The 25,704-nt window shown below is 66.5% G+C and carries 21 protein-coding genes and 1 pseudogene; 10 read left to right on the top strand and 12 right to left on the bottom strand.

The window, feature by feature from the left end:
* Window positions 1–11: 11 nt before the first annotated feature.
* Together MKP05_RS03940 and MKP05_RS03935 are read left to right on the top strand one after the other, a co-directional pair.
* The gene (locus MKP05_RS03940; RefSeq protein WP_240567121.1) at window positions 12–764 is read left to right on the top strand and encodes a trimeric intracellular cation channel family protein; all 753 of its coding nucleotides are present in this window, start codon (window positions 12–14) and stop codon (window positions 762–764) included.
* Window positions 761–2,053, top strand: coding sequence for a DUF3541 domain-containing protein (locus MKP05_RS03935; RefSeq protein WP_240567120.1), 1,293 nt, complete (start codon window positions 761–763; stop codon window positions 2,051–2,053). The genes MKP05_RS03940 and MKP05_RS03935 overlap by 4 nt, the downstream gene beginning before the upstream one ends.
* Here MKP05_RS03935 and MKP05_RS21935 read toward each other — a convergent pair.
* From MKP05_RS21935 to nhaD, 5 genes and pseudogenes are all read right to left on the bottom strand, one after another.
* Window positions 1,968–2,654: pseudogene (locus tag MKP05_RS21935) on the bottom strand (PEP-CTERM/exosortase system-associated acyltransferase); the annotation flags it as partial. The gene MKP05_RS03935 and the pseudogene MKP05_RS21935 overlap by 86 nt on opposite strands.
* 58 nt (window positions 2,655–2,712) lie before the next feature.
* Window positions 2,713–5,547, bottom strand: coding sequence for a bifunctional diguanylate cyclase/phosphodiesterase (locus MKP05_RS03925; protein ID WP_240567118.1), 2,835 nt, complete (start codon window positions 5,545–5,547; stop codon window positions 2,713–2,715).
* Between the two features lie 47 nt (window positions 5,548–5,594).
* Complete coding sequence (locus MKP05_RS03920; RefSeq protein WP_240567117.1) at window positions 5,595–6,812, bottom strand: OprO/OprP family phosphate-selective porin; 1,218 nt, start codon at window positions 6,810–6,812, stop codon at window positions 5,595–5,597.
* Window positions 6,781–7,215 carry a hypothetical protein gene (locus tag MKP05_RS03915; protein WP_240567116.1) on the bottom strand — a complete coding sequence of 145 codons (435 nt, stop codon included), beginning with the start codon at window positions 7,213–7,215 and terminating at the stop codon, window positions 6,781–6,783. Before MKP05_RS03915 ends, MKP05_RS03920 begins: the two co-directional genes overlap by 32 nt.
* A 382-nt stretch (window positions 7,216–7,597) precedes the next feature.
* Window positions 7,598–9,082, bottom strand: a complete 1,485-nt coding sequence (gene nhaD, locus MKP05_RS03910) for a sodium:proton antiporter NhaD (protein WP_240567115.1) — start codon at window positions 9,080–9,082, stop codon at window positions 7,598–7,600.
* A 316-nt stretch (window positions 9,083–9,398) separates the two neighbouring features.
* Here nhaD and MKP05_RS03905 point away from each other — a divergent pair, with 316 nt between their 5' ends.
* Both MKP05_RS03905 and MKP05_RS03900 read left to right on the top strand, forming a co-directional pair.
* Window positions 9,399–10,112, top strand: coding sequence for a DUF3581 domain-containing protein (locus tag MKP05_RS03905; RefSeq protein WP_240567114.1), 714 nt, complete (start codon window positions 9,399–9,401; stop codon window positions 10,110–10,112).
* A gap of 46 nt (window positions 10,113–10,158) precedes the next feature.
* Entirely contained in the window at window positions 10,159–11,874 is a 1,716-nt protein-coding gene (locus MKP05_RS03900; RefSeq protein ID WP_240567113.1) for a formate--tetrahydrofolate ligase, read from the top strand.
* A 53-nt stretch (window positions 11,875–11,927) separates the two neighbouring features.
* On the opposite strand, the gene MKP05_RS03895 is transcribed toward MKP05_RS03900, so the two are convergent.
* Both MKP05_RS03895 and MKP05_RS03890 read right to left on the bottom strand, forming a co-directional pair.
* Entirely contained in the window at window positions 11,928–12,824 is an 897-nt protein-coding gene (locus MKP05_RS03895) for a universal stress protein (protein ID WP_110282544.1), read from the bottom strand.
* A 118-nt stretch (window positions 12,825–12,942) separates the two neighbouring features.
* Window positions 12,943–13,956, bottom strand: coding sequence for an acyltransferase family protein (locus tag MKP05_RS03890; protein ID WP_240567112.1), 1,014 nt, complete (start codon window positions 13,954–13,956; stop codon window positions 12,943–12,945).
* Window positions 13,957–14,091: 135 nt separating this feature from the next.
* Between MKP05_RS03890 and MKP05_RS03885 the strand changes: the two genes are divergently transcribed.
* From MKP05_RS03885 to MKP05_RS03875, 3 genes are all read left to right on the top strand, one after another.
* Complete coding sequence (locus MKP05_RS03885) at window positions 14,092–14,970, top strand: alpha/beta hydrolase (RefSeq protein ID WP_240567111.1); 879 nt, start codon at window positions 14,092–14,094, stop codon at window positions 14,968–14,970.
* Between the two features lie 63 nt (window positions 14,971–15,033).
* A complete protein-coding gene (locus MKP05_RS03880) occupies window positions 15,034–16,002 on the top strand; it encodes a magnesium transporter CorA family protein (protein ID WP_240567110.1) in 969 nt (322 codons plus the stop codon).
* A gap of 119 nt (window positions 16,003–16,121) precedes the next feature.
* Entirely contained in the window at window positions 16,122–17,357 is a 1,236-nt protein-coding gene (locus MKP05_RS03875; RefSeq protein WP_110282542.1) for a DUF3422 domain-containing protein, read from the top strand.
* Window positions 17,358–17,372: 15 nt separating this feature from the next.
* Here the strand turns inward: MKP05_RS03875 and MKP05_RS03870 are convergent, their stop codons facing one another.
* Complete coding sequence (locus MKP05_RS03870; protein WP_240567109.1) at window positions 17,373–18,533, bottom strand: MFS transporter; 1,161 nt, start codon at window positions 18,531–18,533, stop codon at window positions 17,373–17,375.
* Between the two features lie 357 nt (window positions 18,534–18,890).
* On the opposite strand from MKP05_RS03870, the gene MKP05_RS03865 reads away from it, so the two are divergent.
* Window positions 18,891–20,027 carry an alcohol dehydrogenase catalytic domain-containing protein gene (locus MKP05_RS03865; RefSeq protein ID WP_240567130.1) on the top strand — a complete coding sequence of 379 codons (1,137 nt, stop codon included), beginning with the start codon at window positions 18,891–18,893 and terminating at the stop codon, window positions 20,025–20,027.
* A complete protein-coding gene (locus MKP05_RS03860) occupies window positions 20,024–21,073 on the top strand; it encodes a proline racemase family protein (RefSeq protein ID WP_240567108.1) in 1,050 nt (349 codons plus the stop codon). The genes MKP05_RS03865 and MKP05_RS03860 overlap by 4 nt, the downstream gene beginning before the upstream one ends.
* A gap of 3 nt (window positions 21,074–21,076) precedes the next feature.
* Here the strand turns inward: MKP05_RS03860 and arfB are convergent, their stop codons facing one another.
* Complete coding sequence (gene arfB, locus MKP05_RS03855; RefSeq protein WP_110282539.1) at window positions 21,077–21,490, bottom strand: alternative ribosome rescue aminoacyl-tRNA hydrolase ArfB; 414 nt, start codon at window positions 21,488–21,490, stop codon at window positions 21,077–21,079.
* A 108-nt stretch (window positions 21,491–21,598) separates the two neighbouring features.
* Window positions 21,599–21,724 (bottom strand): hypothetical protein, encoded by a 126-nt coding sequence (locus MKP05_RS21725; protein WP_276316505.1) that lies wholly within the window; start codon window positions 21,722–21,724, stop codon window positions 21,599–21,601.
* A 197-nt stretch (window positions 21,725–21,921) separates the two neighbouring features.
* Between MKP05_RS21725 and MKP05_RS03850 the strand changes: the two genes are divergently transcribed.
* Entirely contained in the window at window positions 21,922–23,343 is a 1,422-nt protein-coding gene (locus MKP05_RS03850; protein ID WP_240567107.1) for an FAD-binding oxidoreductase, read from the top strand.
* Window positions 23,344–23,379: 36 nt separating this feature from the next.
* On the opposite strand, the gene MKP05_RS03845 is transcribed toward MKP05_RS03850, so the two are convergent.
* A complete protein-coding gene (locus tag MKP05_RS03845) occupies window positions 23,380–24,534 on the bottom strand; it encodes a ZIP family metal transporter (RefSeq protein ID WP_240567106.1) in 1,155 nt (384 codons plus the stop codon).
* 31 nt (window positions 24,535–24,565) lie between these two features.
* On the bottom strand, window positions 24,566–25,651 hold the full coding sequence (locus tag MKP05_RS03840; RefSeq protein WP_240567105.1) for a multicopper oxidase domain-containing protein: 1,086 nt from the start codon (window positions 25,649–25,651) through the stop codon (window positions 24,566–24,568).
* Window positions 25,652–25,704 lie beyond the last annotated feature (53 nt).

Raw genomic sequence — 25,704 nt, 5'->3', positions numbered from 1 at the left:
GAGGACGTGATGTGACAGGGATAGTCTACTGGCTGGACATGGCGGGGGTGATCGTCTTCGCGCTGTCGGGGGTGATTCTCGCCTGCCGCTCGCGCATGGATCCCTTCGGCATGCTGGTGCTGGCGGCGGTGACCGGCATTGGCGGCGGTACCCTGCGTGACCTGGTGCTGGGGGTCCGGCCGGTGTTCTGGGTCGCTGACCCGGCCTATCTGTGGGTGATCCTGGGCACAGTGGGGCTGTCGATCCTGGGATTTCACTATATCCACCGCCTGTCGCGGGTCTTCCTGCCGGTGGCCGATGCCTTCGGCCTGGCCCTGTTCACCGTGATCGGCACCCACGAGGCATTGCTGCTCGAGGCCCCCGGTGTGGTGGCGGTGCTGATGGGGCTGTTGACCGGAGTGGCCGGCGGCATGGTGCGCGACGTGCTGGCACGCCGAGTGCCCATGGTGTTGCGCCGGGAGGTCTATGCCACGGCCTCCATCGCCGGCGGCGTGACCTATGTGATGCTGGAGGCGTTGGGAAGCCCCGTCGCGGTGACCATCACCCTGGCCCTCGGGGTCACGCTCTGCCTGCGCCTGGCGGCCATCCACTGGCGGCTGGCGCTGCCGGTCTTCGCCTGGATCGTCATCCCGCGAGCAGCCGGGAACGGCACGGCCGCGGGCAGTCAGGTGGAGGGGACGGCCCCTTCCACCGCCAGGCCCAAGGTGAGGGTCAGGCTGATTCGCCCGGGGCAGTCGAAACGCAAATCGAGGTCAGAACCATGAGCATCCAGACACCACGTCGTGGCTTTCCGTTCCTCCACTGGGCATGGCTCGGCCTGCTGGTACTGCTTGCCGGCTGTGCCGCCCTCGCGCCGGAGCTCGAACGCGAGCGCCACCGTCAGGCGGGGCTCGCCATCCAGGCCGTCTACGAGGCGGCGCTGCCCGAGTTGCCGCCGAACAAGCAGCGCCACTATGCCCAGCGGCTCTATCGCATCACCGGCGATGACCGTTACCTCGAACTCAACCGTGAGTATGGCCAGCGCCTGCTGCAGCAGCTCGACGAGGAGATCGCCGGACTGGCCGATCCCGATCATGCCGCCGAGCGCAGCCGCGAGATCGTCGAGGCGTATTCCCAGCGCACCGCCAAGCAGCGGGCCAGGCGGAAAATGCTGGCCGACTGGGGGGAGATCGCCTTCGCCAAGCAACTGCTCTTTCGCCTGGTTCAGGCCGAGTACCATGGCCTTTTGCCGGAAATCGAGAACCTGGAGCGGGCGCGGGAATATCTCGCCGGGGTCGACTGGCGGCCCTTTTTCGTCGATCCGGAGGTCATGCGCATCTATGCGGCGCAGGTGGCCAACCAGGTGATGTTCCTGCATCAGTTGGGTATCGCCGATCTGCGCCGCGAGGTGGTCGAGGCCTTCCGGCGCCAGTACCCGGCCGGTAGTACCAGGCAGCTGAGCGAGGAGGAGTACCGCAACAAGCTCTACGGCATGACCCACTTCGTGATCGCCGCGAGCCGTTACTACCAGCAGCGCGTGGATGCCGAGGAGTTTGCCTGGGTACTGGAAGCGTTCGAGCGGGATATCGAGGGCATACTGGCTCGGGCCACCGAGGATATCCAGGCCGAGGTCGCCCTGAGTTTTCTGCTGGCCGGACGGGAGGAGCATCCCGTGGTGAACCGGGTCAGCGATGCCCTGGTGGCGGCCATGGACCCCGCGGCGGGCATGATTCCTTCACCCTCGGGGAGCACCGACCTGGCGCGGGGCGAACACCGTAATGTGCTGGCCATCATGGTGTTGCGCTGGCCGGAAACGCTCTATGCGGGGCCGCACCTGTCCGTGAGCGGATCTCTCCATGAGCAAGTCATAAGGTTGTCGCCGCGCATCGCCGCCGGTGAGGCATGGCGGCCGCGAGTTGAGGAGAAAGCTGCTGCTTTATGTGTCGATAAAGTGGCTTCAACTCTTCATGCATCTCCGTTTCGGCCTGCCGCTGGTCGATGTAGAAGGCCGCCCTCGGGCCATGGTAGTCGATCAGGTCGCCGACCTGCTGGAAGCTCAACCCTGATATCTTGAGGAGCCTCGCAAAGCGTGGCTCCATCATGGCGAACACATGCTGCCTTTTCGCCATGCCCACGATGGCCGTCGCGGCAAAGAACAGGCTTAGCCCTACCGGTAGAGACCGATGCTTGGCCTCCAGGTCGTGAATGTCCTTTTCCTTGACGCCCGCGATATTGCTTCTGGCCTTTCTGAATGAGGGATGTACCGCGAGTCTGGAAACTTCGCAGATGTTCTCCCTGGGAAAGGAGTCGGGATGCAGTGAGGGATGTGTCAGGCTCTGGCCGCCGTAGGTGAGAAGCGGAAGCTTTTGGCCCGAAAGGTCGCAGCCGAACCGTGGCAGGACGACACGCATGCAGCCTACCGTCAAGCCCGTCTGGTTGTGTTCGACGACACAATGAATGGCATGATCGTCGAAGACGTCATATTCAAGCTGACGCTCGGCATCCGTGGGGGGCTCGTAGTGCAACTCCGCGCAGTAGACATCATGGCGCAAGTGGAAGGCACGGCGCTTTTCCTGTTCGTTACAAGGTAGCTTGAAGCTGAACTCGTTTCTGAAACAATCGTATAGCTCTGTGATCGACCGACCTTTCCTGGGGGGTGAGGGGGTGGGGGCCATGTGATGATTCCCTTGCACAGTGGAGGTGTCAGAAACGAGTATTCTTGTAAGTATTATATTAGCTTTTTTTTGTAAGCATACCGAAAGCCTCTTCGATAGCAATAGGCCTGCCGAGATGGAAGCCCTGTCCATAGGAGATGCCATACGACTGAAGAATCGGTATCAGGGCTTCCTGATCGACGAATTCTGCGATGGCCTGCTTGCCGAAGCCGCTGGCGATATCGGCAATCGCCTTCACGATGACTCGACTGTCGGCACTCACCGGCAGGCTGCGGATGAAGCTTCCGTCGATCTTGATGTAGTCCACCGGTAGCTGCCCCAGATAATGGAAGCTGCTGAAGCCGACGCCGAAATCATCCAGGGCCGTGCGGCAGCCCAGGTCGCGCATGGCCTGCAGCACCCCGCGCGCGGTGGAAAAGTCGGTCACGGCGGCGGTCTCGGTGATTTCCAGGATCAGGTAGTTCGGGTCGGCGCCACTGGTGGTGAGTTCGTCGGCGAGGAATTGCTTCAGGCCGTCGTCATGGAGGGACTGCCCCGAGAGGTTGACTGCCAGGCTGATGCCCCTCTCCTGCAGCTGTCTCAGGGCCTGCAGGCTGTGGTGAAGTACCCAGCGGTCGATCTGGACGATCTGGCCGCTGCGTTCCGCCAGCGGGATGAAACGACCGGGCGAGACCAGGTTGCCGCCGGGGTCACGCATCCGCAACAGCACCTCGTAGTGACGAACATCCCGGTCCTCGAGGCGCATGATGGGCTGCACCATCAGTGCGAAGTCGTCGTTCTTGAGGGCCTTGCGTACGCGCTCGACCCAATAGACCCGCTCCTGCAGTTCATCCTTGGCATTCTCGAGGGGAGAGAGCAGGTGCCAGCGCTGGATGCCATCCACCTTGGCCTTGTACATGGCCACATCGGCATTGGCCATCAGGTCGGTGGAGTTGTCGCCCAGCGCCGGGAACAGGGCGATGCCGGTGCTGGCGATGACCCGGTGACGTCTTCCCCCGGCATTGAAGCGGATGGACTCGAGCAGGTGGTTGATCTGCTGGGCGACACGCACCCCCTGCTCGGCATCGGCCCCTTCCAGCAGCAGCGCGAACTCGTCACCCCCCAGCCGGGCGATCACGCCGCGATGGCCCAGCTCCTGGAAGAGCGTATCGGCGACCTTGCGTAGCAGCCGGTCCCCCGCCTGGTGGCCGCTCAGTTCGTTGACGTCCTTGAATTGGTCGAGATCCATCAGCAGCACGGCGCCAACCTGACCCTGCTTCAGGGCGCTACCGAGGGCTTCCTGGAAATAACGGCGGTTGTAGAGCCCGGTCAGCACATCGCGCTCGGCCAGCCAGGTCAGTCGTGCTTCCGCTGCCTTGCGCTCGGTGATGTCGAGCCCCACGGAGATGCGTGCCGTGGTACCGTCGTTGCCGGTGGGCAAGGGGGCATGGTACCAGGCGATGGTACGGTGCCGGCCTTCCGTCATCAGCAGGGTGCGTTCCTCCTGATGCGGCACGGCGAGCCCCGTGGTGCCGACGGTCGGGGCCGAGAAGACGTCATCGAAGTGTCGTCCCAGCAGCTTCTCTTCCCGCACCGCCATCACGGACAGGGCGTAGTCGTTGACCAGGCTGATCCGCCCATGCTCGTCCTGGGTGACGATGAAGACGCGAGCGGTATCCAGCAGGCTGCCGACGAAGTCCCGCTCGCGGGCCAGTTCCTCGACCCGCTCGGCCAGCTGTTCGCCACGGGCACTGACCTCCTGCTCCAGGGTCTCCAGCTGGCTCGAGAGCTCGAGGGTGGTGCCTTCCAGTACGTCGATCTCGTCGCTGAGCCGGCGCCTGGGGCGGGGAATGGCGGCACGTGCCTCGGCGAAGCCGCCATGGGCGAGCACCGGCAGGACTCCGGCGAGGCGCCGCAGGCGTGCCATGGGGCTCAGCAGGATGGCCAGCAGCAGCAGCTCGGCGGCCAGCCAGCCGCCCAGGCCGACGAGCATCAGGGTGCGGGTATCCTGGCCGATGGCGCGGATCTGGGGGGTGATGTCCGATGCCATCAGGAAGTAGCCAGTGCTGCGGCGGTCGCTGTCCTCCTCCATGCGTACCGCGCTGAGCTCGATGTCGCGTCCGCGATGGCGAAACTGCAGCGGTACCTGCAAGAGCTCGCGCATCGACGCCTGTTGCGAGGCGCTTCTCAACAGCGAGAGACTCTCCTCCTGACGGGTCAGGGCCACCAGGTGGCCGTTCCAGGCCTTCAGGTGGCGCTCGGTGTCCCCCCTGTCGTCCGGCATGGCGCCGGTGACCAGCAGGGCGACGTCACTGCCGGAGACCTGCTGGGCCTGGCGAGTCACGTCGGCCAGCGAACGTGACAGGATCACGATGCCGGCGCTCTGGCCCTCGACCAGCACCGGTACCGCGGCATACTGCCGGCAATCGGTGGAGCAGCGCAGGGCGGTCAGCGGCATCTCGGTGTCCATGACTCGGCGGACCCAGGCCTGGATCGGACGTACACTCTGTGCCTGGCCCTCCCCCCACTCGGCCAGTTGTGCGCCTCGGGAGTCGAAGACGAGTATCTCGTCGATACCCGCTTCGAGCTGCAGGGTCGGCCACTGGGGGCTGAGGGACTCGAGGATGTCGCTCTGGTCGCGTTGCTCCAGTGCGGGGCCGAAGTGCGGTGCGGCGGCGACCAGGGCCGCGAGCTGACGCAGGCTATCCTCGGAGCGCTGCAGGGCGAGACGGATCTCGCGCATATGGCGCTCATTGTGCTCGTCGCGGCCCTCCTGGAACTGGCGCGTCAGGTTGGCATGGCCGAGCCACGAGAACAGCACCACCAGGCCCAGCAGCAAGAGGCTGCTGAGCGCAATGACCCGCCAGGTCAGGCTCAGGCGGTGTCGTGTTCCATGGACTTTCGTGACACTCATTCCAGCATGTCCCGGGCCGGTGGAGGGGATGCCGCGAGCCCGGCGTGTCAGAAGCGCAGCGAAAGCTGGAACAGCAGCATGTTCCAGCGGCGGCTAGTCTCGCTCGGGTCGGGGTTGTCCTGAATGGGCAGCCAGCCGGTACCGTCGACATAATGATACTCGGCGGCCAACAGCACCCGGGGGTTGACGTTCCATTGCAGTCCCAGGGTGATGTCATCGGCAAACTGGGAGTGAGCGGGACCGGCACCGCTGGCTTCGAAGGCCTTGCCCGAGCGATCATCGCGGTTGCTGGTCAGGCTGTCATAGCGCACCAGCCATTGCCAGTCGTCATGGAAGCGGCGGGTATACTGGACATACCAGCTCTCCCCCGTCACATCGAAGTTGAACCTGGGATCGTTGAAGCCTTCGAGGCCCGATTTCCGCAGGGCAAACTCCCCGGTGAGGCTCCAGAGCTCTTCATTGTATTGCAGGGAAAACACCCAGGGCTCGAAGAAGAAATCGCCATTGCCGAGGCCGGGAGTGCCGGATTCGAAGCGCGCATTGGCACTCGCCGTGGTGAGCGCGGCCACGAAACGACCGCCATCATGTTCATAACGAACCTGGGCGATCGCCGAGGTCTTGGATTTAAGGTCACCCCGAACCGCATCCAGCCGAAGCGTTCGCCGCAGGTCGTCACCGGCCTGAGTGTCGCCAACACCGGCGTATGCCCGCACCGTGCCTTTCGAGAGCCGCTCTTCGGCGTAAACGAGGGCTCCGTCTGCTGAAAGGGCCAGAGAGCGCGTCCTGTCGAAGTAGATGGACTGAGGCAGCAGAATGCTGGGGCGGGTGAAGGCCACGTCCCGGGTCTGGTTGTAGAAGCCGAAGGGATTCTTGAAGCGGCCGACCTGAATGCCAAGGGTGCGACGCTGATTGGAGAGCATCTGGTAGTCAATGATGCCGTAATCCAGCACGGGCTCGGCATCGCTGCCGTCGCCACCGGCGCGGCGACTCAGCACCTGGGCAGCGATCAGCACATCCTGATGGGGGCGAATCGAGGCATTGGCGCCGATCTCGGTGAACTTGAGGCTACCGAGGCCGCTGCTGCTGGGGCCGAAGAAGTCGTTACGGTCGGTGATCACCAGGGCCTGGCTAAGGAAGCCATGCATCTGCAGGGTGTCGAGTACAGGGGATTCGGCCCGGGCCTGCGCACTGGTGATCAGCAGCAGGCCGCCGAGCAGCAGGCCGGCACAGGCCTCAGTCCATCGTAATGACTTGGACACGATCATCCAGGTACTCCCTTTCCAGATAGCCCAGGGCACCGGGGGTGCTGGCAAGACGCTCGCGCATCTCGGCCTGGGTGGTGACGCGGTTGGGTGCCTGGCCAGTGCCCGAGAAGACCATGCGGTCCCAGGCCAGCTGCAATTGGTGGGGGTAGACCGCCAGCCGTTCCTTGGCGAAGCGCGCGTGCACGGGATGGTCATTGGCCAGCACGAAGACCCGCACGGCCTGGCCGTCGGGCCAGGTACGCTGGCGCATGGCGAAGATGGCCCGGGTGGTATCGCGAGTCAGCTGCCGGGTATCGACACCAGTATGGGCAACGAGCAGCACGGGCGCCTCCTGCGCAGTGGCCGAGGAGGCGCCCGCCAGCATCAGCAGGGCCAGCAGCAGGCGCTGCGTCAGCCTTGCCATGGGCCCGGCTCGCCGTCTGTCGAGACACGTGAGGTCGCCACTGCAGTAGCGCGGTTCAGGACGAGGGGCTGCATCGCGTGAAGAGTTCCCGTTGTCGTCTGATGAACGTCAGGTTCATGCACGGTACGGTCTTGGCCCGCACTCCAGGCGTGTATGAGTCGATGACGCTGGCTCCCTGCAAGTCGTTCCAGGCTCGTTGCCCGAGCCCTTGTCGGTATGTCGGGGAAATCGCGGTCAGATCAGCGGGCTACCCGGACCCGGCCGTGCCCTTTCGAGCCACCATAACCTGATACGCTACATCACTGGAAGGCAATGTAGGGTTTTTTGCTTCAACGCCCGGTACGAGAGGAGTCCCGGCGGCGGGGTGCCGCCGGGCGAGAGGTCAGCCGTAGATGGCGAAGCTGTCGGCATTCAGCCACAGGTGGGTGGCCACGCTGGCGGCATAGCCGAGCGCAATCACCGGGGCCCATCGGAGATGGCCCATGAAGGTGTAGTTGCCGCGGGCCTGGCCCATCAGGGCGACGCCGGCCGCCGAGCCGATCGACAGCAGGCTGCCGCCGACGCCGGCGGTCAGCGTGATCAGCAGCCAGTGGCCATGGGACATGTCCGGTTCCATGGTGAGCACGGCGAACATCACCGGGATGTTGTCGACCACCGCCGAGATCACCCCCAGGGCAATGTTGGCGCCCGTGGCATTCCAGCCGGTGTAGAGGGCTTCGGAGAGCAGGCCCAGATAGCCCATGAAGCCGAGGCCGCCGACGCACATCACCACGCCGTAGAAGAACAGCAGGGTATCCCACTCGGCGCGGGCCACACGGTTGAACACATCGAAGGGCACCACGCTGCCCAGGCTCTCGAGCTTCTTCCAGTCGCCGCGCTGGCTGTAGCGGGTGCGCTTGCGCTCCAGGGAGCGCGGCAGGGTGCGACGCAGGAAGTAACCGAAGAACTGCAGGTAGCCAAGGCCCGTCATCATGCCCAGCACCGGCGGCAGGTGCAGCAGGGTGTGGCCGGCCACGGCGGTGGCGACGGTGAGCAGGAACAGCGCAATGATGCGGCGGGCGCCGCGCTTCAGCCAGACGTCCTCCTGGACCGAGTCCGGCTTGCGGTTCTTGATGAAGGCGCTCATCACCACGGCCGGGATCAGGAAGTTGACCATCGACGGGACCAGCAGTTCGAAGAACTCGTAGAATTGGACAATGCCGGCCTGCCAGACCATCAGGGTAGTGATGTCACCGAAGGGGCTGAAGGCACCACCGGCATTGGCCGCCACCACGATGTTGACGCAGGCCAGGTTGATGAAGCGCTTGTCGCCCTCGGCGACCTTGGTTACCACGGCACACATCAGCAGGGCCGTGGTCAGGTTGTCGGCGATCGGCGAGATCACGAAGGCCAGCACCCCGGTGATCCAGAACAGCGTGCGGTAGCTGAAGCCCTTGCGGACCATCCATGAGCGTAGCGCATCGAAGACCCGGCGCTCCTCCATGGCGTTGATGTAGGTCATCGCCACCAGCAGGAAGAGCATCAGCTCGGTGAACTCGAGCAGGGTCACGCGGAAGGCATGCTCGGAATCGGCAGACATGCCGTTCTGTACATAGACCCAGCCGATCAGGCCCCAGATGATGCCTGCCGCCACCAGCACCGGCTTGGACTTGCGCATATGGATCTTCTCCTCGGCCATCACCAGGGCGTAGGCGAGGACGAAGATGGCGACGGCCAGGAAGCCGACCGAGGTGCTGGTCAAGTCCAGCTCGCCGGTCACCGCATGGGCGAAGGGGCTGAACAGCAGGGCCAGGACCGCGAGAACGAGGGTGCTCGACCACCAGGCGGGACGCCGGGGTCGTTGGAGTGACTTGCAGGGTGTCAGCATGGCTGAAATGTCCTGAGGAAAGAGGAAGGGAAGGGTTAGAAAGTCGCGCGGATTCTATCACACCATGATGCGATGCAATATGAACGAAAGTCGCTAATCGCCCCGTTTTCCCATGCCGTTCTTGCATACTCTGCTCAGCTTGTCGGGAGTGTCAGGGGGTGCCTGCCGGGGGGCAGCAGGCTCCGCTCCCGTGGTTGCCCCCTGTCATGGTAATCTTCGGTAAGGCTTCGTTGCCGCGGGTTTTATGGCATCATCTGCCCTCCGGCAGTGGCCGGCAGAAGATGGATCGCCAACGATGCAGGGCAGGCACAGCAGCATGTTTCTCGATGAATTCCATACGCCCACGGGGCAGCGGGTACGCATCTCCGCGGAGCAGGCCAGTCGGTTCGCCAAGCGAATCGCCGGCGACTACAACCCCATCCACAACCCGGATGCCCGCCGCTTCTGCGTGCCCGGCGACCTGCTGTTCGCCCTGGTGCTGGCCCGTTTCGGCCTCTCCCAGCACATGAGCTTCCGCTTCCTGAACATGGTCGGCGACGGCACGCCGCTGTGCTTCCAGGAGCTCGACGACGGCCGGATCCGCGTCTGCGACGAGGGCGGCAAGTCGTACCTCGAGGTGGAGCGCAGCGGCGCGACGACCCGTGACGAGACGGTGGTCGAGGCCTTCACCCGCTGCTACGTGGCCTTCTCGGGCAAGAACTTCCCCCACTATCTCAAGCCGCTCATGGAGGAGAAGGGGGTGATGTTCAATCCGCGTCGTCCGCTGGTGATCTACGACAGCATGGGCTTCTCGCTGGAGCGGCTGGATGCCCTGGCGCCCGGACTGGAGCTGGCCCGCTCGTCGCTCGAGGTCACCGGCAAGCGCGGCGATGCCCTGCTGGAATTCCGCATCGCCGCCGACGGTGAGCAGATCGGTACCGGCTCCAAGAAGCTGGTGGTCAGCGGCCTGTGTGAATACGACCCCGCCGCCATGGACGATATCGTGGCCGAGTTCTATCGCCTCAAGGCGGCCTACGAGACCGGCGCCTGAGGTGATGCGACATTCGCCGGCGATGGCGTCGGCCAGCAGGTGAGGCATGCCCAAGACTTCCGGCGGGGGCGAGGGAGCCGGCACAGGTACCCCGCTTCCGGACATCGAGATCGCCCGTCGGGTTCGGCTCGAACCGATCCTCCCGCTGGCCAAGGCACGCCTCGGCCTCACGCCGGAGCACCTGGTGCCCTTCGGCCAGCATCGCGCCAAGCTGTCCCTCGAACTGCTCGACGAGCTGAAGGCACGGCCCCGTGGCCGGCTGGTGGTGGTCTCGGCGATCACCCCCACGCCCGTCGGCGAGGGCAAGACCACCGCCTGCGTGGGCCTGGTGGATGCCCTCAACCGGCTGGGCGTGCCTTCGCTGGCCTGCCTGCGCGAACCCTCCCAGGGGCCGGTGTTCGGCATGAAGGGCGGTGCCGCCGGCGGCGGTCGTGCCCAGGTGGTGCCGATGGAGGCCATCAACCTGCACTTCAACGGCGACTTCCATGCGGTGACCGCGGCCCATAACCTGCTGGCCGCGCTGATCGACAATCATCTCTACTGGGGCAACGCGCTGGGCATCGACCCCGAGCGGGTGGTGTGGCGGCGGGTGGTGGACCTCAATGACCGCTCCCTGCGCCGGGTGACGACTGGCCCGGGAAATGGCGCCGGGCACGCTACCGGCTTCGATATCACCGCCGCCTCCGAGGTCATGGCGATCCTCTGTCTGGCGGAGGACCTGGCCGACCTGCAGCGACGGCTCGGGCGCATGGTGGTGGCCTGGCGCGCCGATGACACCCCGGTCACCGCGGCGGACCTGCAGGCGGCCGGCGCCATGGCAGTGCTGCTGCGCGATGCCCTGGCCCCCAACCTGGTGCAGACCCTGGAGCACAACCCGGTGCTGATCCATGGCGGGCCCTTTGCCAATATTGCCCACGGCTGCAGTTCGCTGATGGCCACCCGCGCCGCCCTGGCGCTGGGAGAGGTGGTGGTCACCGAGGCAGGCTTCGGCGCCGACCAGGGGCTGGAGAAGTTCATCGACATCAAGTCGCGGCAGTCGGGGATCTATCCCGACGCGGTGGTGATCGTCTGCACCCTGCGGGCACTGCGTTTTCATGGTGGCGCGAGTCGCGAGGCCATGAACACACCCGATCGCGTGGCGCTGGAGCGAGGACTGGGCAACCTGGTTCGCCAGGTCGAGGTGGCACGCGCCTTCGGCCTCGAACCGGTGGTGGCCCTCAATGCCCTGGCCTCGGACAGCGCCAACGAGTGTGCACGGCTCGCTGACTGCTGCCGGGGCCTGGGGGTGAGCATGACGGTGAGCGACCACTGGGCCCGCGGTGGCGAGGGAGCACGGCCGCTGGCCCGCCGGGTGCTGGAACGGCTGGACGCCGGACCGGTAAGGCCCGGGGTGGCGCCGCTCTATCCGGACGACCTGCCCGTCGAGCAGGCCCTGCGTACCATCGCGACCCGGCTCTATGGCGCCCGGGACATCGAGCTGGCGCCACTGGCGCAGGCACAGCTCGAACGGCTGACCCACCAGGGCTTCGGCACCCTGCCGGTGTGCATCGCCCGTACCCAGTTCAGCTTCTCGGACGATCCGGCCGACGGCGGCCTGGTGACCGGCCACCTGCTGCGCGTGGATGAACTGAAGCTGTCGGCGGGTGCCGGTTTCGTGGTGGCCATCTGTGGCCGGGTCATGACACTGCCCGGCCTGCCGCGGGAGCCGGCGGCACTGGCGATGGGTCTGGACGCCGACGGTAATGTCATCGGGCTGGCCTGAGGCGGTGCCGATGGCGTCGTGGATCAACGCGGCGTGGCGCCGGGCCGGCCGCGTCAGACCATCACGCTCACCGGGCAGGGGGCCAGATCGATCACCCGCTGGCTGATGCTGCCCAGCAGTGCCCCCCGCCACTTGCCGAGACCCCGCCGCCCCATGACGATCATCGGGGCATCGTCGGCGTGATGCCGGGCCCGGGCGACGATCGCCTCGGCAAAGCGCTCCTCGTTCAGCAGCACGTCCTCGGTGCCCGCCGGCACCTCCCCCAACGCCTCCCGGGCCAGCCGGAAGACCCGCCCGGACTGGCTCTCCTCCTCGCCATCGTCGTCTGTCGGCCCGGCGCCCGGTTGGCAGAAGATCAGCTCCACTGGCACCCCGGCGCTGCGCGCCAGGTCACCGGCCAGGCCGGCCGCCCTGTAGCAGTGCGCGGACCCATCCACCGGCAGCAGCACTCGTCCGATACGGGACGCCTCGCGCAGGCTGGCATCGGCATGCACGATGGTCACCGGGCAGCGGGCCCGGTACACCACCTCGTTGCTGACGCTACCCTGCATGAACTTGCCCATGCTGCTCAGGTGTCGGGCACCCAGCACCAGCAGGCAGCCGGCATGCTGGCTGGCGTGATTGACGATGGCCCGTTCGGGGTGCCGGATGAAGGTCGCGTCCTCGAGCGTCACCTCGGTGGGGCTGAGCGCCAGGGCGGGATCGATGGCCTCTCGGGCCAGGGCGAAGGCCGTGGCGGCCTGCTCATGACGCAGTGCCCGGTCGTGGTCGGTGTCGACCCGGCGATTGGCGGGAATGTCGCTGAGCTCGGCCGGATGGAGCGGCATCACGTGCAGCAGCTGCAGCGGGGCATCCAGCAGCCGGGCCAGCAGGCTGGCATGGCGTGCCGCCGCCGTGGCCGTCGGCGATCCGTCCACCGGCACGATTACCTGCGAGACGTGCTCACTCATCGACCTCCTCTCCCCGTTGCCTGAATCGGGTGCATGAAAGCGCGGCAGTCGACGTCGGTCCCTGCCGATAGACAAAGGGTAGCGCAGCCCGCGCCGAGGCGTCTCCTCGGGCACGGGCTCAGGCCACCCGCAACCGTTTGCCGAACATCAGCCCGCCCCAGGAGAGCCGGTTGACGAGCACATTGAGCCCGACCGAGCCGGCCAACCCTGCCGTGACCAGCAGCAGGGCGTAGAGCGGTAACGGGAAGGCCAGCCGCTGGTCGAGAAAGTCCACCACGCCGAAGAACAGGGGATGGGCCAGGTAGATGCCGAAGGAGTACTCATTGATTCGCCTGACCAGAGGCGTCGCCGGGCGACCGTGCAGCCGGCTCATGGCCCACAGGGTGAAGAGGATGAACAGCGGTATCGTCCAGGTCTCCTTGGACGAGTACTCGAGCCAGCCCGGCAGCGAGAGCAGCACGACCAGGCCGGTCATGGCGACGAGCCAGCGGGGGCGCGCGAGTTCGCCGAGCAGCGGCACCCGCTCCGGGTGCGGGTAGTGGCGCACCAGCAGCAGGGCGAGGAAGAAGAGGTAGAGCCAGCCTAGCGGCGCGATCCACAGCAGGTAGCCGGGCGGGTCGATGTGAAACAGCCGGGTCAGGCCCCAGTAAGCGATGCTGATCAGGCTGCCGATCACCAGGCCGGGGCCGGGCGCGAGGAAGCGACCCAGACCGAAGCGGGTATAGACCCAGTAGAAGGCGTAGAACTGCATGGCGATGATCAGGAAGTAGCCGTGCCAGCCGGCGTAGATCAGGTACTCGACGGCGTTGTCCACGAAACCCACCTCGCCGTTGCCGGCGTTCACCCGCACGAACTCCGCGGTGGAGTAGATCAGGCCATAGACCAGGTAGGGCACCATCACGTACTTGACCCGGTTGGCCAGGAAGCCCTCGGGAATGGCGTTGCCGTAGCGTGCCGAGAACAGGAAGATGGAGATGAAGATGAAGGTCGGGGTACCCAGGACCGTGGGGATCCGTGCCAGATCGAGGGCGAGGTGGTCGCGGTGCTGGTTGATCCGGTCGAGGAAGTGAAAGCCGAATACCGCCAGGCAGCCATAACAGCGCAACCAGTAGATTTCCTCGATTCGTTTCATGGCTGTCCTCGTCTCTCTCCGTCACGGATCGGTGTTGAACGCCTGCCACCGGTGCGCTGTCGGACCCCGGCAGGTGGCATGAATTCCCAAAGTCGGAAAATGTCTTTCCATTTCGCGGACATGGAGGGCCAGAGCGTGTACGCCAGGTTGTGCGGTTGTGCCGTCCTGCTGCTCATCATGCTGGCCGGCAAGGCACTGGCCGGCCAGGTCACCCATCACCGTTTCCATTCCGAGACCCTGGGCCGCGACTACCCCTACACCCTCTATCTGCCCGATGGCTACCCTGAGTCGGGACTCGAGTATCCGGCGGTCTACCTGCTGCACGGCTCCCTGGGCAGCGACCTGGACTGGGTCAACCGCGGGGCCCTGAAGGAGGTCGCCGACCGGCTGATCCGGCAGGGGCGCATCCCGCCCACGGTAATCGTCATGCCCGGCAGCCAGAGCTGGTGGGTCGATGGCCGCAACGAGAGCGCCCGCACGGCCTTCTTCGAGGATCTGCTGCCCCATGTCGAGGCACTCTGGCAGGTGGTGCCCGAACGCGAATGGCGCGCCGTCGCCGGCCTCTCAGCCGGTGGCTACGGGACCATCAACTTCATCCTCGAACGCCCCGAGCTGTTCGCCGCCGCCGCGGCGCTGAGCCCGGCCAGCTACCATCCCCTGCCGCCGGTCAACTCCTCGGCCCGCGAGCACTCTGCCTTCCTCACCCCCGAGGGTCGCTTCGATGCCGACCTCTGGCAACGGCTCAACTATCCGGCGCATCTCGACAGCTACCTCGCCCAGGAGTACGTGGTACCGCTCTATCTCAGCGCCGGCAACCTCGACGCCTTCGATGCCGTCCGTCATGCCCGCAAGCTGCAGCGGGCGCTGGACGAGCACCAGCCCGGCCAGGTGCCGCTCGAGGTGTTCCGCGGCGGCCACAGCTGGCGGGTGTGGCGCGCCAGCCTGCCCGGCGCCCTGACCTTCCTGTTCCGCTACCTGCAGCCGCCCCGCCCGCTCGCGGTGCCGGCGCCCTGAGCGGGTGCAGCCGTCGCCGGCTTGGCCTATGGTCGTGGCAGACCCTCAACGGATGGAGAGACCATGATCCGCACCCTGCTGGCGACCACCGACGGCCGGATCCTGTCGGGCGACGAGGCCATGATCGAACGCTGGCGACGGGAGGCCGGCAGTCGCTTGTGGATCGACCTGCAGGGCGAGCCCCGGGAGACGGAGCGGCGCCTGCTGGAGCAGTTCGACAGTCATCCGCTGGCCATCGACGATGCCCACCGCGAGCGTCACCCGCCCAAGATCGAGGAGTTCGAGAACCACACCCTGATCATCTACCGGGGCATCTCCTCCTTCGACGCCCAGCTCAACTACGAGCCCCAGCAGATGGCCTTCTTCCTCGGCGAGGACTACTTGATCAGCCTGCATCCCGGCCGTGCCGAGAGCATCGAGCGGCTCTTCGCCCACGACGGCGGCCCCCTGCTCCGGGAGTCTCCCGAGCATGTGGCGCTGCGGATCATGTATGCCTCCGCCGGCTACTACCTGAACAGTCTGCTGGAGTTCGAGACCGAGATCAGCGACCTGGAGGACGAACTGCAGCTGGCCGGCAACGATCGCCTGATGCGCCGGATCGTCGCCTACAAGTCGCGCCTGGTGAAGATGCGCCGGCTGTTCAACTATCACAAGGGCATCACCCAGGAACTGATCGCCTACGACTATCGCCACCTGCCCCGCGAGAACCCGGCGACCCTGCACGCCATCAACGACGTCTTCGAGCGCTTCGAGCGGCTGCACAGCCTGACCCAGATGTACTACGACATCTGCGGTGACCTGGTGGACGGCTACCTCTCGATCTCGTCGCACCAGCTCAACACCACCATGCGCATCCTCACGGTGATCACCGCCATCTTCGTGCCGCTGACCTTCCTGGCCGGCATCTACGGCATGAACTTCGCGCACATGCCGGAGCTGGCCTATCGCTACGGCTATTTCATCGTGCTGGTCGTGATGCTGGTCATCGGCGTCGGCCTGCTCTGGGTGTTCCGGCGCAAGAAGTGGCTGTAAAAGTGGCTGTAAAAGGGGCCGTGACGGTGACCGGGAACGAGGCGAGTTGACGCAGGGCGGTTGGCCTGACCGCCGCGAGCCCTTAATCTCGGGGCTCCACCTCCTTTTCAGGCCCGACCATGCACCCCCAGCGAGAGCGATTGCACAACGAGCTCCATGCCCGGCCCTCCATCTACTTCGTGGAGCCGGCCCACCTGTACCACTACGCCTTTCTCGATACCGACGGCGTCGGCGACGGCATCGTCCCGCGGCTCTGTGAGCTGGCCGGAACGCGGCTGACGCCGGATGCCGTCCAGGACATCCTGACCCTCGACGATGGCCAGGTGCTGAAATGGGAGCGGCATACGGAGTTTTTCACCCTCACGCTGATGGTGCCGCGGGCGGCGGATGGCGAGGCCTGGCCGCCGCCACCGCCATGGCTTGCCGCCATCGCCGAGGCGCATCGCGCGGCGCTGATCAACGCCACCCTGATCCTGACCGAGTCGGAGTCCCGTTGGGGCGGTGACACCGCGGCCTACGGCTTCCGCGACCCCGCCGGCTCGCGGATCGGCGGCGGCGACGCCACCGTCTGGAGCGACTTCAGGCTCGACGCGAACGGCGTCAACCGCCTGCTGCTCGTCAATCGCGGGCTCAACGACTTCCGCCTGGGACGCATGGCCCGGCGGCTGCTGGAGATCGAGACCTACCGCATGATGGCCTCGCTGGCGCTGCCGCTGGCCAAGGAGCTCGGCGCCGAGCTGCGGGACTACGAGATGGAGCTCGGCGAGCTCTCCGACCACAACGCCGACCAGCAGGAGGCGAGCCCGCGCCCGCTGCTGGCGGCCATCTCGCTGCTGTCGGCGCGCCTCGAGCGCAGCGGGGCCCGCTCCCGGCAGCGCTTCAGCGCCACCGAGGCCTATGCGCGCATCGTCTACACCCGCATCGAGGAGCTGCGCGAGACGCGGGTCGGGGACTGCCAGCGCCTGGGCACCTTCCTGATGCGACGCTTCCTGCCCACGGTGCGTTACTGCGCGGCGGTGAATCGGCGCCAGGAGAGCCTGGCTCAGAGCGTCGCGCGGCTCAACGACCTGCTGCGGACCCGCGCCCAGGTGGAGATCGAGGAGCAGAACTCGGCGATGCTGCAGAGCCTCAACGAGCGCTCCAGCAGCCAGCTGAAGATCCAGAAGGCGGTCGAGGGGCTGTCGATCATCGTCATCAGCTACTACATCTTCAGCCTGTTCAAGCTGTCCCTCGAAGGGCTCGATGCGCTCGGCATACCGATCGAGCCGCGCCTCGCCGCCACCGTGCTGGGGCCGCTGGGCATCCTGATCGTCGGCCTGCTGGCCTGGCGGATCTGGCGGGTCAAGCAGCACTGAGCGAGGGGCGGGCGATCATGGCGCCTCGCGCTTCACCCGGGCCTGCAGGGCGAGCAGCCCCAGCATCAGTAGCCCCACCAGGCCGGCGAGCAGCAGGGGGAAGGCCCGGGTGCCGGCCCACTCCAGCAGCGGGCCGGTCAGTGACGGCACGATCATGGCCCCGCTGCCCGCGGCGAGGAAGATCAGCCCGGTGGTGCGCCCGCTCATCGCCATCAGCCGGTTGCTGAGCCCGAACAGGGTGGGGAAGATCGCCGAGGCGGCGAGTCCGAACAGCAGCGCCACCCCCGGCAGCGGCAGCCAGGCCAGGTGCAGCCCCAGGGCGGTGGCCAGGCCCAGCGCCAGGCAGCCGCCCAGCACTCGCCAGGGCGAGAACCGCCGCAGCAGCGGGATCGCCAGCAGGCGCCCGGCGGAGAGGGTCAGCCAGAACAGCGTGACCAGCAGGGCCGCGTCGCCCGGGGCCATGCCGCTCAGGGTGGCGTAGGCGGTGATCCAGCCGGCGAAGGTGATCTCCATGCCCACGTAGAGGCCGAACATCAGGAGGAAGATCGCCAGCCGCCAGCTGTCACGGGGCGGGGGTGACGGTCGCTCCCCACCATCGCTGCGCCCCGGCTGGGGGCTGGCCTGTCCGGCCAGCGGCTTGAGCAGCAGCAGACTGTAGAGCGCCACCGCCCAGAAGGCCCAGGCGACGTGCCCGGTCAGCGCCAGGGCGGCCACCAGCACCAGCGGCACCAGCATGTTGCCGAGCCCGAAGCAGAAGTGCAGGGCGCTGATCCAGGGGGGCGATGCCGTGCCATGGGTCCACAGCAGCAGGGTATTGGCGCCGGCATTGATCGACACCTCGGCGAAGCCGAGCAGGAAGACCACCGCCGTCAATACCGCCAGGGCCTGGCTGAAGGGGACCGCCGCGAGTCCCGCCGCCATCAGCAGGGCCATGCCGATCAGCACCCGATGGCCCGGGAAGCGGTCCACCAGCATGCCCGAGACCACCGAGCCGAGCATGTTGCCCAGTGCCCGGGCGGTGAACAGGATGGCGATCTGGCCCATGCTCGAGCCGGTCATCTCCGCCAGGTGCGGCAGCGCCGGCCCCAGCAGGCCGCCGCTCATGCCGATGGCGAGGAAGGCGAGGAAGTAGGTCAGGGTCACCCGGTGATGGTGCCGGGTCGCGAAGGCCAGCATGTCCGCTCCATGGAGTCGTTGGCGAGGGAGGATTGTCGCACGATCCGTTCGCGAGTCACTCCTCCCCCGGGGGGAGGAGAGCCCGATGCCCCTCCCTCGTGCGGGATCGGTGCGTCCACCTGTATGCGCTCCAGGCGAGCCGGCGTTCAGGTGAAACCCGAGCAGGAAGAAGGCACACAACTGCGGTGAAATTCAGAAAGAATCCTTCCGGCTCACCATGTCCCGTACGGCCGCGATCGTGTTTCAATCCTCGACTGAGGGGAACCCCCTCTCTGTGACCACGGCTGAAAGTCCATCCATGCCAGGAGGTTGAGACAAGTGGCATCCGATACCCTTCCGGAGAACGTTCCGGCCACCATGGCGGCCATGTTGCTGACCGGGCATGGCGGCATCGACAAGCTGGTCTACCGTGACGACGTCTCCACCCCGACGCCCGGGCCGGGCGAGGTGCTGGTGAAGGTCACGGCGACGGCGAAGAACAACACCGACCGCAAGGCGCGCGAGGGACTCTACCCGACGAAGGACAAGGGCGAGGTGACCTCCTTCGCCATGGGCGGCGCGCCGACCCTGACCTTCCCGCGCATCCAGGGCGCCGACGTGGCCGGGCGCGTAGTCGCCGTGGGCGAGGGAGTGGACGCCTCGCGCATCGGCGAGCGCGGGCTGCTGGACTTCAACCTCTACCCGGACGCCCGCCGCGACCTCAACCTGATGCCGGACTACTACGGCCACGGGGCCGACGGCGGCTTCGCCGAGTACATCGCCGTGCCGTCGGACCAGTTCCATCAGGTGCCCAACCCCGAGCTCGCCGACGCCGAGCTGGCGGCCATGGGCATGTGCTCCTACCAGACCGCCTACCACATGATGACCTCGGCCGGCGTCAAGGCCGGCGAGCGGGTGCTGGTCAGCGGCGCCAGCGGCGGGGTGGGCACCGCGCTGATCCAGCTGTGCCGCATCGTCGGCGCGATTCCCTATGCCGTGAGCCAGCCCGACAAGGCCGAGGGATTGCTGGCGCTGGGCGCCGAGGCGGTGATCGACCGTGGCGACCTGCCGACCTTCGTCGACCGGGTGCGTGATGCCACCGGCGGCGCGCCTGTGGATGCGGTGATGGACCTGGTCGGCGGCGAGATGACCGACCGCTTCATCGACACCATGATCTTCGACATGCGGCGCCGCGACAGCTACCCGAGGCTCTCCATCGCCGGGGCCAGCGGCGGCAACCTCAGCGAGATCATGTGGACCCGCATCTACCTCTACCAGGTACAGATCTTCGGCGTCTCCCACGGCACTCGCGAAGAGGCCGAGCAACTGGTGGCCTGGATCCGCAGCGGCCAACTGAAGCCGGTGCTGCACGCGGCCTTCAGGCTCTCCGACCTGCACGAGGCGGAGACCTATTTCGTCAACCGCGGCAGCAACTACCTGGGCAAGATCGTGATCGTTCCCGATAGCCAGTGGGATGAGCATGGCGCCCCCTTCGCGCTCGAGGGACAGGAATGAAGGAGAAACTCGTCTTCCAGCTGATGGACACCCACGCCGGCGGCGACGTCAGCCGCATCGTCACGGGCGGCATCGACCTGCTGCCCGGCGCCACGGTCAGGGAGCAGATGCACTACCTGCGCGATGACGCCGACGGCCTGCGCAAGCTGCTGCTGCACGAGCCCTACGGCATTCCCGAGATGTCGGTGGACCTGCTCGTGTCCCCCAGCCACCCCGAGGCCCAGGTGGGCTACATCATCATGGAGGTGATGGGCTACCCCATCTACTCCGGCTCCAACACCATCTGCACCGCCACGGCGGTGCTGGAGCTGGGCCTGGTGCCCAAGCAGGAGGGGCGCCAGCGCTTCGTGCTGGAGTCGCCGGCGGGCCTGGTGCACATCGAGGCGCTGGTGGAGGACGGTGTAGTGGAGGCGATCACCTGCGAGGGGCTGCCCAGCTACATCGACACCTACCACGCCAGCATCCATGTGCCGACCATCGGCGACGTGACCTACTCGGTGGCCTACAGCGGTGGCTTCTATGCCCTGGTGGACGCCGCCGCGCTGGGCTTCCATCTGACCCGCGACGAAGAGCGCGACCTGGCGGAGTGTGCCCACAGGATCGTCGAGGCGGTCCAGGCCGAGCGCGGCTTCTCCCACTATACCCTGGGCGACGTGGGGCCGCTGCCCTTCCTGCACTTCATGGGGCCGGTGGAGCAGGTGGCCGACGACTTCTACCGCTCGCGCTCGACCACCTACGTGCACCCCGGCGTGATCTGCCGCAGCACCACCGGCACCGGCACCTCGGCGCGGCTGGCGCTGATGCACCATGAGGGCAGCATCAAGCCCGGCGACAAGCTGGAGACCGTCTCGCTGCGCGAGACGGGCTTCATCGGCCAGTTCACCGGTATTCGCGAAGAGAATGGCGGCCATGTGGTGGAGAACACCATCACCGGCAAGAGCCATGTGCTCGCCCGCTCGGAAATCGTCGTCAACTGCGCGGATCCCCTGGTGGAGTGCGCCGGCCTGCACCATATCCTCACCAGCGGACACGCCTCGCCGGAGTAGGGATCACACCGGCACCTTGCCGCGCAGCGCCTTGGTCTTGCCCTTGCGGGTCTTCTTGTCCACCCGGCGGCGTTGCGACCCCTTGGTGGGCTTGGTCGGCCGGCGGGCTTTCTGCTGCTTCACCGCACTGCGGATCAGCTCCCTGAGGCGCGCCAGGGCGTCCTCCCTGTTCAGTTCCAGGGTGCGGAAGCTCTGCGCCTTGATGACGATGATGCCCTCCTTGCTGATACGCTGATCGGAGAGGGCCATCAGGCGCTCCTTGTAGAAGGGCGGCAGGCTGGAGGCGAGAATGTCGAAACGCAGGTGCACCGCGGAGGCGACCTTGTTGACGTTCTGCCCACCCGCCCCCTGGGCGCGGATCTGGCTGATGTCGATTTCCCAATCGGCCAGTTCCACCGTATTGGAGATGGTCAGCATGGCATGCCTCGTGGTCAGGGCCCGATGGTGTCAGGCTACCATATCGGCAGTCCCCGGCCTGCCGGCTGCCCCCGGAGGGCATGGGCCGTGTTGGCGCGTGACACCCGGCTACTCGAAGCCCGCCTTGCGCAATCCCTCGAGGTAGTGCTCGGCATCGGTGCGGCGCCGGTAGGGGTCGAGCGCCGCCAGCCAGTCGAGGCAGCCGGTGTGCTCGGGGAAGGCGCCGCGCGCCACCTGAATTCAAGCAAATTAATGCCGTGTGTCACGTCTTGGGGACGGGCGTCTGCTATTCCTTGAATGTAACCCATGGCGGGGGAGCCACGGCCTGTTTCCGTTCCCCCCTGCCCAATCCCGGTCGCTGTGCCGTGGATGGGGGCGGCGGCGGGCACGGTTTGGCATCGTCTGGCAACGTAACGAATGGGAGGTGGGTGATGGCAGATCCGGGAATCACTACACAGCGTCGCGACGCTATCGCCTTGGGCGCGGACGCGATTCGCTCATTCGCCGAGCGCCTGCGCGGGGCGCTGATCCAGCCCGATGACGAGCGCTACGACGAGGCGCGCCGGGTCTACAACGCCATGCACGATCGCCGCCCGGCCCTGATCGTCCAGGCGGCAGGCGTCGCGGACGTGATGACAGCCGTGACCTTCGCCAGGGAGCACGCGCTTCCCCTGGCCGTGCGCGGCGGCGGCCACAGCGTCCCCGGCTTCGGGACCTGCGATGGCGGCCTGGTGCTGTCGCTCGAGCGGATGCGCGGCCTCCGGGTCGACCCCGAGCGTCGCCGCGTCCGGGCCGAGGGCGGTTGCACCTGGGCCGACCTCAACCATGCCACCGCCGCCTTCGGCCTGGCGACGACCGGCGGGATCGTCTCCAGCACCGGCATCGCCGGCCTGACCCTGGGCGGTGGCCTCGGCTACCTGGCGCGGAGCTGCGGGCTCACCTGCGACAACCTGCTGTCGGCCGACGTGGTCACGGCCGAGGGCCGCTTCCTGACCTGCAGCGAAGGCCACAACGAGGACCTGTTCTGGGCCATCCGCGGCGGCGGCGGCAACTTCGGCGTGGTCACGTCGTTCGAGTACCGCCTGCATGACGTGGCCGATATCCTCGGCGGGCCGACCTTCTATCCGCTCGAGGCGGAGGTCATCCGTGGCTACCGGGCCCTGATCGCCGAGGCGCCCGAGGCGCTGGGGGCGGTGCTCGGCATCACCCTCGGTCCGCCGCTGCCGTTCGTGCCCGAGCAGTGGCACGGTCGGCCGGTGGTCGTGGTGCTGACCTGCTGGAGCGGGCCGGCAACCGAGGACGACGCGATACGCGAGCGGCTCGGCCGACTCGGCCCCGTCGTGGGGCAGGCTGTCCAGCGCATGCCCTACCCGGTGATCAATACCCTGTTCGACGAGCTGCTGCCCGCCGGGCTCCATCACTACTGGAAGGGCTGTTTCACCCGGGAGCTGACCGACGAGGCGATCGACGTGCATCTCGACTTCGGCGCCCGGATGCCGTGCCTGCAGAGCGCGACGCTGCTGTTTCCCGTCGATGGCGCCTGCCAGCGTGTCGCGCCCGACGCCACGGCGTTCGCCTACCGGGACGCCACCTTTGCGACGGTGCTCGGCCCGAGCTGGCCGGACCCCGCCGACAGCGAGCACAACGTCGCCTGGGGGCGCGCCTACCATCAGGCACTGCGGCCCTATTCCGAGGAGGGGGGCTATGTGAACTTCATGTCCGCTGACGACGCCGATCGGGTGCGTGCCAACTACCGGCAGAACTACGATCGGCTGGTCGAGATCAAGACCCGCTACGACCCGACCAACCTGTTCCGCCTGAATCAGAACATCGCCCCGGCGCGGCTGGCTTGATCGGCGTCGGGGCCAGGGGCTCCCCCACGACCCTGGTCAGACCTGAACCAACAGGGCCGTGGTGTACATTGCCATGGCCCCCGCGCCGACACCGGACAGGGCGACTCCCGAGAACCATGGCTGTCCCGCGCCGCGCGCGCTGCGCACCAACAGCGCGCCGACCTCAATGATGACCTGGAGGATAGCCCCCGTCCCCACGGCGAACGCCATGGCGGCCCAGTAGGGCGAGAACGCATAGCTGCCGACCCATATCCCGATCACGGCGGGCAGCCCGGCAAGGGCCGCCAGGGCGGCGAACACCCACAGCGGTGGTCGCTGCTTGAGCATGGGGGCCACGATGCCGATACCTTCCGTCAGGTTATGCAGGGTGAAGCCGAGTACCAGAAACGAGCCGAGTGCAACCGAGCCGGTGGCAAACGCAGAGCCGATCGCCAGGCCTTCGCCCAGGTTATGCAGGCCGATCCCGAGGGCGATCGCGGTCGCGAGACTCACACCGGCCAGCGTCTTTCCCTGACGCCGACTCACTCCCATCAGCACCGCGAATGTCAAGGCGGTGACAAGCCATACCGAGATTTCCCCCTGGAAGCCGGGCGCGGCTTCCCCTGCCAATGCCAAGGCCTCGTCAAGGGTGTCGACCAGCAGGTAGGCCAGGAGACCGGTCGTCAGGGCGAGAGCGAACTGGAAAGCCCGCGTCCCCCCCGCGCGCAGGGCCGGATAGAACAACATGCCAAGTGTCACCGGCACAACGCCGACGAATAATCCGACCATGCCGAAGGTGCGCAGCGTGCCGGCGTCGGGGGTGGGCGTGGCAACGGCAACCTCGATGGTGTGATCGAAGGTGATGCCGCTTGGGGTCAACAGGGTCAAGTGATGGGTCTCGCCCTCCACCCATGGATAGGGGATCCGTATCCAGGCCGTTTCCATGCGTTCCAGCGCCCCCGACGGAGTTTGCATGAAAGCCCAATAGGCGCCGTCGACCTGTACCTGGGCGATCTTCATCGGTTCCGATCCGCCGGCACGCACCCGAAGCGCGATACCGTTCTCGTCGAGCAGGGTGCGCTCGACCGTGAGTTCCTCGATGGGGGGGACGGCGCCGGTCAAGGAACGCAGGGGATCGCTGGCCAGGAAGGCCACCATGACGGCGACGATCAAGAGAATCGGTAGCACGATCCAGAGCACGGTGCGTTTCATCGGCGTAGCCTCCCGAGGCCTGCTGCAGCTATCATGCCTCCCGGACATCGAACAGACTCATCCAACCCAGCTCGGCGAATTCCGACTGATGGGCGTGGAACATGTAAAACCCGGGCTCGTGATCGGAGAAGGAGAATTCCAGGATCCCGCGCTGGGCCTGGCACTGCATGATGGTGTCGACCATTCGTAGCGTCGGGGTGAGCGTGGTGCCGTGGTCGTAGTAGTCGAAGAAATTCGCATGCAGGTGTAGCGAGTTGACCGGGTCGAACTCCGTGACGTTGATCAGGTAGAGCCGCAGTGGGCGAGCCCGGTCTACCGGGATGGGCCGCTTGAAATAGGCGTGAGCGATCGAGTTGACCGCGTAAATCTCATTCTCCTCATCGAAGTTCGTGTCGAAGCCGTTCATCACCAGCACGAACTCCTGCCAGCGCGCATTCTCCGACGAGCCAAGGAGGCGCGAACGCGCGGCCTCGGCCTGCTCCGGGTGACGGTCCGGGTCCGGGTCGACGATGAAGGCACCGTACAATCCCTTGTGGATGTGTCGCTTGAGTGGGATCGAATGGCAGTGGTAGAGATGGCAACCGAACGGGAAGGCATCGAACTCGTAGACGAACACGCCGCCCGGAGGCACGTCTCCGGCCCCTGGCACGCCATCCATGCGTGCCGGGTGGATCCCGTGGAAATGCATGGAGTGCGTGTGACTGCCGCCGTTGACAAAGCGTATGCGGATACGATCCCCCTCGGTGGCTCGCAGGGTCGGGCCCGGTACGCGGCCGTTGTAGGTCCAGGCGGGAAAGAACATGCCCGGGGCGATTTCGATCTCCTTGTCACTGGCGGTGATGTCGAATTCGCGGAGAACCTGTCCGTCCGGCAGGCGAGAGACCGTCCCTCTCTCCCAGTCGGTCAGGATCTCGTGGGGATCGAAGCCGTTGCGGGCATTGTCCACCTCCCCCACGGTGATCATGCCGTCATGAGACTCGTGCCCACCCGTCGGGGCGTACTGGGCGGTATCCGGCGCCTGGCCCACTGCCAGGCGTATCACCGATGAGCCGCCGATCAGCGCACCCGCCCTGAGCAGAAGCCGCCGTGTCATGGGGTACTTGAACCAAGGTCGCATCTCTCGGCTCCGATGGTGCAAGACGAGCCTTCCAGGTGGATGTCCGATAGCAG

The sequence above is a fragment of the Halomonas flagellata genome (genome assembly GCF_022487945.1).
Classification (GTDB): domain Bacteria; phylum Pseudomonadota; class Gammaproteobacteria; order Pseudomonadales; family Halomonadaceae; genus Halomonas; species Halomonas flagellata.
Note: the sequence above shows the minus strand (reverse complement) of the source record. Positions and strands in the feature narration are given on the sequence as shown.